The organism is Streptomyces sp. NPDC042002 (genome assembly GCF_055588305.1).
In genome coordinates, this window is the sequence record NZ_JBVJCT010000024.1 from 117,899 (window position 1) to 127,345 (window position 9,447).

General features: G+C 69.6%; 9 protein-coding genes. 2 read left to right on the forward strand and 7 right to left on the reverse strand.

Going from position 1 to position 9,447, the window contains the following annotated elements; genetic code table 11:
* Nucleotides 1-517: 517 nt before the first annotated feature.
* Genes ACZ6KY_RS28755 through panD form a run of 3 tightly spaced genes read right to left on the reverse strand, consistent with a single transcriptional unit; the run spans nucleotide 518 to nucleotide 2,006 of the window.
* A complete protein-coding gene (locus ACZ6KY_RS28755) occupies nucleotides 518-1,192 on the reverse strand; it encodes an aspartate/glutamate racemase family protein (RefSeq protein WP_469313172.1) in 675 nt (224 codons plus the stop codon).
* Nucleotides 1,192-1,536: a GNAT family N-acetyltransferase gene (locus ACZ6KY_RS28760; protein WP_469313173.1), complete on the reverse strand. Its 345-nt coding sequence runs from the start codon at nucleotides 1,534-1,536 to the stop codon at nucleotides 1,192-1,194. Before ACZ6KY_RS28760 ends, ACZ6KY_RS28755 begins: the two co-directional genes overlap by 1 nt.
* Before the next feature lie 50 nt (nucleotides 1,537-1,586).
* Nucleotides 1,587-2,006, reverse strand: coding sequence for an aspartate 1-decarboxylase (gene panD / locus ACZ6KY_RS28765; protein WP_356783692.1), 420 nt, complete (start codon nucleotides 2,004-2,006; stop codon nucleotides 1,587-1,589).
* 523 nt (nucleotides 2,007-2,529) lie between these two features.
* Between panD and ACZ6KY_RS28770 the strand changes: the two genes are divergently transcribed.
* Complete coding sequence (locus ACZ6KY_RS28770) at nucleotides 2,530-2,934, forward strand: FKBP-type peptidyl-prolyl cis-trans isomerase (RefSeq protein WP_469313174.1); 405 nt, start codon at nucleotides 2,530-2,532, stop codon at nucleotides 2,932-2,934.
* A gap of 900 nt (nucleotides 2,935-3,834) precedes the next feature.
* Here the strand turns inward: ACZ6KY_RS28770 and ACZ6KY_RS28775 are convergent.
* The 3 genes from ACZ6KY_RS28775 to ACZ6KY_RS28785 form a co-directional block, all read right to left on the reverse strand.
* Nucleotides 3,835-4,494: a nucleotidyl transferase AbiEii/AbiGii toxin family protein gene (locus ACZ6KY_RS28775; protein WP_469313175.1), complete on the reverse strand. Its 660-nt coding sequence runs from the start codon at nucleotides 4,492-4,494 to the stop codon at nucleotides 3,835-3,837.
* Nucleotides 4,491-4,853 carry a hypothetical protein gene (locus tag ACZ6KY_RS28780; protein WP_469313176.1) on the reverse strand — a complete coding sequence of 121 codons (363 nt, stop codon included), beginning with the start codon at nucleotides 4,851-4,853 and terminating at the stop codon, nucleotides 4,491-4,493. Before ACZ6KY_RS28780 ends, ACZ6KY_RS28775 begins: the two co-directional genes overlap by 4 nt.
* Before the next feature lie 123 nt (nucleotides 4,854-4,976).
* Nucleotides 4,977-5,276: a hypothetical protein gene (locus ACZ6KY_RS28785; RefSeq protein WP_469313177.1), complete on the reverse strand. Its 300-nt coding sequence runs from the start codon at nucleotides 5,274-5,276 to the stop codon at nucleotides 4,977-4,979.
* A 1,014-nt stretch (nucleotides 5,277-6,290) separates the two neighbouring features.
* Here ACZ6KY_RS28785 and ACZ6KY_RS28790 point away from each other — a divergent pair.
* Entirely contained in the window at nucleotides 6,291-7,148 is an 858-nt protein-coding gene (locus ACZ6KY_RS28790; protein WP_469313178.1) for a slipin family protein, read from the forward strand.
* Between the two features lie 217 nt (nucleotides 7,149-7,365).
* Here ACZ6KY_RS28790 and ACZ6KY_RS28795 read toward each other — a convergent pair whose 3' ends face one another.
* Nucleotides 7,366-9,339, reverse strand: a complete 1,974-nt coding sequence (locus tag ACZ6KY_RS28795; RefSeq protein WP_469313179.1) for a discoidin domain-containing protein — start codon at nucleotides 9,337-9,339, stop codon at nucleotides 7,366-7,368.
* Nucleotides 9,340-9,447: the final 108 nt, after the last annotated feature.

A 9,447-nucleotide genomic window follows, 5' to 3' on the forward strand; every position in this document is an offset into this window, starting at 1 on the left:
CGAACAGGCCGCGAACACCCGCACGGGCGCCGCATCCGAGCGGCGCCCCCGGCCGGAGGTGTGAGCCCGGTCGCTCACGCCTCCGGCCGGGCGCCCGTCGGGGCCTGACGCCGGACGTCCCTCAGGACAGCGGTCCGGGCTGGGGTACCGGGTCGGGGCCCGGCGGTTTCGGGATCGGGGAGGGGGACGGGACGGGCTCCGGACCAGGGACGGGATCGGGGTTCGGTCCGGGCACGGGATCGGGGCCGCCCGGCTTCGGCGTCGGGTCCGGGAACGGCCCCGGGCGGTCGGGGCTCGGGCCGGGCGTGGGCCCCGGCTTCACGGGGTCGGGGTACGGCTGCGTCATGGTGGTCCTCCAGCCTGTCGGTGCGTCGGCTCTGGACTTGTCCCACGCGTACCCGGCCCGGGCGCACCCACTCACCCCGGCGCGCGAGGGACGGCGGCCAGGTGGACCTACCCGGGGCGCTCGGACCACGGTCGGCTCACCCGGGGCGCGACGCCCGGACTGCCGGCGGCCCTACCCGGCATGTGCCGCGCGGACCGCGTCCGCAGCGGCGGCGAGCCCCGGGCGGGGGCTCGACAGCACCGGCACCGAGGTGGTGGTGAACCGCTGTGCCGCCGTCATGGACGCCTGGGCGAGGACGATCGCATCGGCGTCGGTCACCGCGTCGGCGGCTGCGGCCACCACGCGGGCGCAGCCGTCCGTGTCACCCGCCTCGAACAGCGCCCACGCGTCCGCTACCAGCGCCGTACGGATATCCACGGGGCGGCCTGCGCGGCGGGCCTCCTCCTCGACCAGGGCGAGGGTCGGTTCCAGGGTGCTCGCCACCGTCGCGAGGACGACGACCCGGGGGCCCGCGGCCACCGCGGCGGCGGCCATCGGCCGGTCCACGCGGAGCACGGGCACCCCGGCGTCGGCCCGCTCGGCGACATCGCCGATGGTCGAGCACGTACACAGAACGACCCGCGCTCCGTCGGTGACGGCCGCGGTGAGCAGCGCCCTCACATCGCCGACCACCGCTTCGGGCCCTTCGCGCCGGGCCCTCGCGAGCAGTTCCTCCTCGACCAAGTGGCGCAGTTCCAGGCCCGGTTGGGCCTCGTCGCGCAGCGCGTCGAAGACGGGGACATGCGCCGGCGACGTATGCAGCAGGGCGAGCGGCCCGAACGGGGGCTGGAGCCGCGCCCCGGCCATCAGAAGCGTCCCGGATGCGCCTTGAGCCACTCCACCGCGGCGCCCAGCAGCGCCGGGTCCGCGACCGGAGCCTCCGCGGGGTGCCGCTCCGCCCACTTCACGACGTACGGGCAGAGCGGCGCGACGACGACGCCCTCGCGTGCGGCCATGACGTACAACTCGCGGGCGAGGGAGCCGGCGATGCCCTGGCCCTCGTGCTCCGGTTCCACGATGGTGTGCACGGGGACGAGGGCTCGCGCGGGCTCCTCCAGGACGAAGTACTCGATGTGCCCGACCACTTGGCCGTCGGCAACCGCCTCAAGGCGGCCGGCGGTGCGGTCGTCGCGGATCTCGATGTCGCTCACGGGCGCTCCTCGGGTCCTCGGTTCCAGGTGTCCTGCGAGGCCGTCGCGGATCAGGCGGTGACGGCCTGCGGGCTGCGCTGCTGGTCCGAGCCCGGTACCGGCTCGGACGGGTCGGCGCCGAGGGACACGATCCGGTTGTCGCGGTCCACGTGTACGACGCTGGGCCGCAGCGCCCGCGCCTCGGCGTCGGTGACCTGAGCGTAACTGATGATGATCACCAGGTCACCGGGATGCACGAGATGGGCCGCCGCTCCGTTGATCCCGACGACCCCCGAACCGCGCTCCCCTTCGATGACATACGTCTCCAGGCGTGCGCCGTTGGTGATATCGACGATGTGGACGAGCTCGCCGGGCAGAAGATCGGCGGCGTCCAGCAGATCGGCGTCGATGGTGACGGATCCGACGTAGTGCAGGTCGGCCTGGGTGACCGTGGCACGGTGGATCTTGGACTTGAACAGAGTACGCAGCACTTTGGACTCCTGGAAGACGGCTCCCTGCCAGCTTTTGCAGGTCAAGGGCGGCCCACACTGTACATCGACACGCCTTCGACTCGAAGACTTCCAGGAACATCGTGTGCTGCTGCGACCAGGTACCCTGCCTGCGCATTTCTGCGCCGACCAGGCTGCCGCGGGGCCACCGACTCGGCCATACACGAAGAACCGTGCGGGACTGATGCTGAGCGGACGCCGACTTACCTGACATCTCGTCAGGCGAGTCGGGATCGGCAGCACACGGTCCGCCCGGAGCCGGTTCGCCCCCTGCCCGTAGACGAGTGCGAGCTTGGAGCGGGACCGAGAGGTGGACTCACTCGGTGTCGCCGCGGTGAGCAGGCGTGCTGGGGCCATCCCAAGCGTCGGTATCACCTGGGCTCAGGGCCATGGTCGAGAAGAGAAGGCGCGGACCGGCACTCTCGGTAGCGTGACCATCTGCTGCATGGAGTGTCCATGTGTCTGGCCGGTCCGACGGCTTCCGACGGAAAGTGATGAGGCTGCAATGAGTGAACTGACGAAGCCCGAGGTCGACGTTCCGGAGGGTGACGCTCCTACCGAGCTGGCCATCCGGGACCTGGTCGTCGGTGACGGGGTCGAGGTCAAGCCGGGCATGGCGGTCAGGGTCCACTATGTCGGGGTGACTTTCGAGTCCGGGAAGGAGTTCGATGCCTCCTGGGACCGGGACCAGCCGTTCAAGTTCACCCTGGGCAGCGGCAAGGTCATCAAGGGATGGGACCGGGGAGTGAGGGGGATGAAGGTCGGCGGCCGACGCGAGATCATCGTGCCCCCACGCCTCGGATACGGCAATCAGTCGCCCTCACCGTTGATCCCGCCGGGCTCGACCCTGGTCTTCGTGGTGGACCTGCTGGACTCGTACTCCAGCACAACCGGGTGGAGCAAGGCCTAGTGCCCCTGGCCGCTCCTCCCCTACGACGTGCTGCGTCGTCCTCCCAGGGGGTCGGCGCCGCCGTGCTTCTCGCTGCCCGTTCTACTTCCGCCTCCGCAGCGCCCAAGGGTTCCGCTGTGACTCATTGACCGCCGAAGGCCATAAGGCGACCGACTTCCTCAACAGCCTGCCCGGCGCCGCCGCCCGACCGACAGGCAGATCCGGGCGTCGGCGCGCTCGACGAACAGGCCATCAGGGCACGCCTGGAGGAGGTTCGTCCCACCGCCGGGCAGGGCCGCGTCAAGGATGACGTCCGCAGTGACGGTGTACGGGTCCCCCGACCGTGCCGGTGAAGCCGAGGTCGACGGTCGGGGAGTCCTGGACGTCGAGGGCGGTCGGGGTGGGGGGCGGCGCTGATCTTGTAGGGGGTGGCCGCGGAGCCGTTGCCCGTGACGGTGGTCCCGGTCCCGGTCCCGGCGACGACACGGCAGGTGCAGCGCTGTGCGCCGCAGCAGTTGGCCATAGGGAGGCTCCTGCTGGAAGGAGTCCGCCCGGCCCGCAACCAGCGGCGTCTGGTCGAGTCTGGGACTGGTATCGAAATTGTCCTGGTCTGCCCCGGGTCTGATGGAGTCGGGTTGCTGGAGAATTGACCCGATCCAGCAGTACTCGGAGGCCGTCATGCCCCGTAGTCATCCGCCCGAGTTCCACCGTCGGGATCCGGACTGGACATGGAAGCGGGAGCGGGATGCGGTGTTTGACCGTTACCGCGGCCCGGTTTCTCCGTGAGTCCACTACGGGGTACCTCTCGGCTGCCGTGCAGGGCAGCCACCCACCGTGGACGGCTCCGATTTGGAACCTGCTGGCTACACCGCATCCTCTCGTTGCAACCGCGGTAGAGGGGATGGACGCGATGACCGCCTCTCAGGCGTTCTCGTCATGGATCCGCGCCCCCAGATCCTCCGCCCACTCCAGCGCCCACGCCTTGAGTTCTTCGATCTGCCGGGAGGTGAGCCCGTACGCGGTGTAGTCCTCATCCTCGTACCAGTCCGCGCCGATCAGCCGGTCCCGGAGGTCTTCGAGGCTGAACTCGTCGTGGGCGCGACGGCGGCCGAGGTTTTCGAGGTCGGCGGTGGAACGGTGGCGGGAGGCAGCCTGGACGTCGATGAGGTCGCGGACGGTGCCGCGGTCGGCGAGGGCACGGACCTTGGTGCCGATCACGTCGTCGAGGGAAAGAACGGGGCCGTAGGGGGTCTGGGCAGGCGGGGCCCAGAACGCCTCCTTGAGGACGTCGACCTCGCACTCCTCGCCGGTGTCCGGGTCGGTGACGAGGAACCGGCCGCTGAGCGGATCGGTCTGGACGTGCGTGGTCCGCCATCCGCGCGTGCTGAGGCCTGCTGTGAGTGAGGCGACGATCTCCTGCATCGGAGCGGGGTTCTCGGTGGCGACGTCGAGGTCACGGCTGAAGCGTTCGACCAGGCCGTGGGCCTGCACGGCGTATCCGCCGGTGAGGACCAGAGGGTAGGGGGAGCCGAGGTCGAGGATATCGGCGAGGAGACGCTGGTGGAGCGGAGTGAGCTTCACGCGGCGGTCGTGCCGGCCGGAGCGGTGCGGAGCAGCTCGGGAAAGGCGTCCTCCCAGACCTCGCGGATGTAGGGACTGATCAAGCGTCGCAGCACGGGCCACTGCTCGGTGAGCAGCCGGTGGTGCAGGAGGGCCACCAGGTCCTCACTCAGCCCTTCGGCGAGGACGGTCCGGTAGAGCGTCATGCAGGACTTCGGACGATCCAGGCTGTAGCTCGTCCGCCCGGACCAGACGATGTGGAGCGGCAGGTCCACGTTGCCCTCGACGGGGCCGGCCAGCTCCTGCAAGCGCTCGGGCAGTCGGCTGCGGTAGCGGTCTCGGAGCACCTCGGCGCGGGGGGCGGTGATCGTCGTGTCCATGCATCCAGTATTGCCGCTGGGAGGTGGTGGCATGGCGGATACGGGGGTCCCTGTCGTACGTACGGGTCGGGCGCCGCCCGCCCTTCCCTCGGACATCTCACCCAGTGGGCGCTCAGCGCGTCATCACCCACCCGCGCAGGCCCCCGGTGGCGCGGCAGCCGCTGCCCTGCAGACCCGGGACCAGCCCCGCTCGCGGGCGCGGGTGATCATGACGCAGCAGGGCACGCGGAAGGCCGCCGCAGTGGAGTCGGCTGCGGCTTCGGTCTCGGTGTCGGAAATGACGACGGTGTCGAAGCCGAGACCCATGGCGCCGGCACAGTGGACGAGAAGGACACCGGGGCGGGCTAGGTCGCGGTAGCGGCCGGAGGGTGCGGGCGGCATCCACAAGGCACGCCGCTCCGGCCCCGAACGCAGCCCACTCACTCAGGCCCCATGCCGCGGACGAGCTGTCGAGTAACGCAGCGAGCGCCCCAAACGGGAGCCAGGCACCTGTGTACGGAGGCCACCTGGTCAGCAAGCTGGGACGCTCCCGCGCCCGATGCCGACCGTTTGCTGACCCAAGCCACCCTGTAAGGCCTCTGACCTGCACAAACGCCCAGATTCTAGATCTTGGACTTGAACATGGTACGAAGCGTGAGGAAACTCCCGGAATGTCTGCTCCCTGCCTGCTTCACACAGGTCAAGGGCGGTCTTCGGAGACTATCTCGATTCGCATGTTCGGTCAGCTGCCGCCAGGTGTTGGAGGACTCACACTGACCCGTTGCCGACGGTCCTGACACCGCGCCCGTCACATCAGCACGCGAGTAAGGGCTCTCGTCCCGTTTCGGACTCAACCGCCTTCTCGTAACCGATCACGGCCACGCGGCGGCCCAGCAGCCGGGGCGGGTGACGCACGGCGTGAATGCGCCGACCGGCGGTCAGCCCCGAGTTGATCCCTTTCGAGGGACGCTCGACTTCCGGCGCTCCCGCGGGACGGTCGCGGAGCGGCATCTACTGAGAGGACGTATTCATCGCGCCCGGTGAAGTCCATCTCCTGGAGCCACAGTTGCCAGTCAACTTTCGTATTCGGGCGCCCTACTGGAACCGGCCGGCCGACACGGGTGGCGCGCTCCCTGGACAACGCCGCCCCTCCCCGACGCCGACAGCACCGCGCCCCCGTTCTGCCTTCCCGGCCGATCGGCCCCGCCTGGCTGGTGTCGGTCTTCCGGTCTTCCGGCCGGCGGCGAGAAACGGAATTGGGGACCGGTTGGCCCCTGCCTTCGGTGTGGGCAGCGAGCCATGCTCGGAACACGGCACGAACTGCGGAGCCCAACGGGGCTGCCACTGGGGGCCTTTCGACCCTTCTGGCGCACGAGCCCGGTCCGGCTTCCGCGTCCTTCGTGCTCCGGCTGGAGCGTGAAGGGCCAGCGGTCTCGTGCCCTATCCGAGGAGCAGTACATGGGAGTACTCGTTTTCCTGATCGTCGTGGTGGCCCTGCTGGTCGTCGTGGCGATCGCCATGGCCATCAAGGTCGTCAAGCAGTTCGAGAAAGGGGTGCTGTTCCGGTTCGGACGGCTGGTGGGCCCTCGCTCTCCCGGTCTGCGGTTCATCATTCCGTTCGTCGATGTCCTGCACCGGGTATCGCTGCGGATCGTCACGATGCCCATCCAGTCGCAGGGGATCATCACGCGCGACAACGTCAGCGTCGACGTGTCGGCGGTGGCGTACTTCCGCGTCGTGGACGCCGTGAAGTCGGTCATCGCGATCGAGAACGTGCACGCCGCGATCAATCAGATCGCACAGACCACGCTGCGCAAGGTCGTCGGACAGCACACGCTGGACGAGACGCTGTCGGAGACCGACCGCATCAACCTGGACATCCGCGAGATCCTGGATGTCGCCACCGTCGAGTGGGGCGTGGAGGTCACCCTGGTCGAGCTCAAGGACATCCAGCTGCCCGACAGCATGAAGCGCGCGATGGCCCGTCAGGCCGAGGCCGAGCGGGAGAAGCGGGCGAAGATCATCAACGCCCAGGGCGAGTCCCTGGCCGCCGCGGCCCTCGGGGAGGCGTCGGACATCATGATGGACCATCCCCTGGCTCTCCAACTGCGCAACCTGCAGAGCCTGGTGGAGATCGGTGTCGACAAGAACACCACCGTCGTCTTCCCCGCCCCGCTGATGAGCACGATCGGCGAGCTCGGCTCCTTCCTCGCCCGCGAGACCGCGGCCGCGCACGCCGCGCCGCCGCCGCCGCCCGCCGACCGCACCACGACCAGCCCGGACCCCGTCATGAACGGGGCGGCCAAGACCGTCTGATCAACCGCGTCACCAGGACAGGTGTCCTGCCAGGACAGGTGTCCTGCCAGGACAGGTGTCCTGGCAGGCCACCTGTCGTGGGCCAGCCGTGCTGGACCCCGGCCACCACAACTGGGGTGCCGTCGCCGTCGTGACGGGCGCAGCCGTCCGCGTCGCGGCTCGCTGCTCCCCCGGCCGCCGAACCGGCACGCGACCACAAGGTCGATCCCTTGGTCCATCAGACGCCGAAGACCCGGAACTCCGAGACCTGCCCGGCCGGCCAGCCGTTGTTGGCCGTGAAGGTGAGGCGTACGTAGCGGGTGGTGACGGTGGAGGGGACCGTGAGGGTCGCCGTGTTGCCGGTGGCCGGGTCGAAGGTGCAGCCCGCCGGGGCGAGGAGCTGGGCGAAGGTGCCGCCGTCCGTGCTGCCCTGGACGGAGATGGTCTGGGTACGGGTGGCCCAGGCGGTCGCCGGGGGAAGGTGGAGGACGATCCGTCTGACGCCGGTCGTGGCGCCCAGATCGACCTGGACCCACTGCGGGAAGGCGTTGTTGGCGGACTCCCAGTAGGTGTTGGTGTCGCCGTCGGTCGTGTTGCCCGAGGCGTACGTCTGGGTGTGGCTGCTCTCCGAGGTGGGGCGGTGGAGGGCGAGGTCGGTGGTGCTGGAGGGGGGGTCGGTGGTGACGGTGACCTGGTTGGAGGGCCCCGACACGTTTCCCGCCGCGTCGAGGGCGACGACGTCGAAGGTGTACGCGGTGGACGCGCCGAGTCCGGTCACCGTGAACGCGGTGGCGCCGGTGGCGCCCACCTGGGTGCTGGTCGAGCCGGACACCTGAAGGACGCGGTAGCCGGTCACGCCGACGTTGTCGGTCGACGTGTTCCAGGCCAGCGAGACGGAGTCGCTGGTGTGCCCGGTGACTGTCAGGGCAGTCGGCGCGGCGGGTGGTGCGGTGTCACCACCGGTGGGGACTGTCGGCTGGGTGGGACGGGTGGCGGTCAGCGCGATCTGGCCTTTGAGCATGCGGCCGCCGTCGCCGGTCAGCCGGAGGTAGTAGTCGGCGGAGCAGGCGGTGCCGTCCTCGTCGAGGGCGAGGAACCCGGAGTCGGTGGGCACCCATGCCTGTGTCTCGGCGGTCTTGGCGATCTGGTTGCCCTCGTTGTACTCGTCGAACATCGAGATGTAGATGCCCTGCACCCCGGCCCGCACCATGTTGTAGAACTGCCGCCACATGAAGTCGCCGTGCGCGCGCTGCCGGCCGGAGACGTCGCCGGGCAGGACACAGGGCTGGTAGTCGATGCCGTTGGCGTCGCAGTCGGCCTGGTCGCCGACGGTGTAGGTGTTGTAGGCGTTGTCGGCCTCGGTCACATTGCCGATGGCGCCGACCATCCACGGCGAGATCATGTTGAAGGCGTGGTAGACGCCCGGATAGCCGGGCCGTGAGCCCCCGGTGCCCGTCCGCCATTCGCGCGGGACGCCGCCGATGACGTAACAGCCCTGGTCCTTGAACCAGTTGATGACATCGAGGCAGGCGTCGGCGGTGAAGGGGTGGTTGGGGTCGTTGAAGCCGAAGCCCCAGATGCAGACGACCGGCTTGCCGTTCTGCTTCGCGTATGCCGAGGACGCGGTGTGCGCGGACATCTTGTTCGTCCAGTCCGTCTTGATCTCGGACTGCATGTCCGTCCAGTTGGAGACGTCGTACATGAGGTAGAACTTCCGGCCGTACGACTCGGCGGCGCCGCGCACCTTGGTCGCCATGGCGTCGCGGGTGGGGCCCTCACCGCCGGTGGGGTTGAAGCGCTGGAGTGCCGCGGTGTCGATGTTGTTCTGCTGCATCCACAGGAAGTGGGTGTTCACCGTCTGCTGGTCGTACGAGGAGAACAGCGTGGCGGGCCGGCCGTTGCCGAGGGCCGCGTACGACGTCTGGTAGGTCCTGGTGTAATCACGCGTATCGGGCCAGCATTTGATGCCGGTGTTGGACGGGGACGGCGGCTGGCCCCAGTTCTGGGTCCAGTGCCACCAGCCGTTGATGGGCGCGCCGTCGCCGACGCAGGCGAACCAGCCCTGGTAGCCGACGCTGATCCTGCCGACCACGTCACCCGGCGGGCCGGCCGCTGACGCGGTCTGGGTGAGTACGGTCTCGGCGGCTCCCACCGTTCCCACCGCGGTGGCCGTGATCGCGGCCCGTAAGAAGACTCTGCGTGTGACACCCATGTGGACTCCTCTGGACTCCTCTTCGGTGGTCGGTGGGGGGGGGGGGGGGGGGGGGGGGGGGGGGGGGAGGGGGGGGGGGGGGGGGGGGGGGGGGGGGAGGGGGAGGCG

Bases quoted from the DNA above. Each gene is read 5' to 3' on its own strand.
- ACZ6KY_RS28755 (WP_469313172.1), bottom strand. From the start codon at position 1,192: ATGGCCGGGGCGCGGCTCCAGCCCCCGTTCGGGCCGCTCGCCCTGCTG.
- ACZ6KY_RS28770 (WP_469313174.1), top strand. From the start codon at position 2,530: ATGAGTGAACTGACGAAGCCCGAGGTCGACGTTCCGGAGGGTGACGCT.
- ACZ6KY_RS28780 (WP_469313176.1), bottom strand. From the start codon at position 4,853: ATGGACACGACGATCACCGCCCCCCGCGCCGAGGTGCTCCGAGACCGC.
- ACZ6KY_RS28790 (WP_469313178.1), top strand. From the start codon at position 6,291: ATGGGAGTACTCGTTTTCCTGATCGTCGTGGTGGCCCTGCTGGTCGTC.
- ACZ6KY_RS28795 (WP_469313179.1), bottom strand. From the start codon at position 9,339: ATGGGTGTCACACGCAGAGTCTTCTTACGGGCCGCGATCACGGCCACC.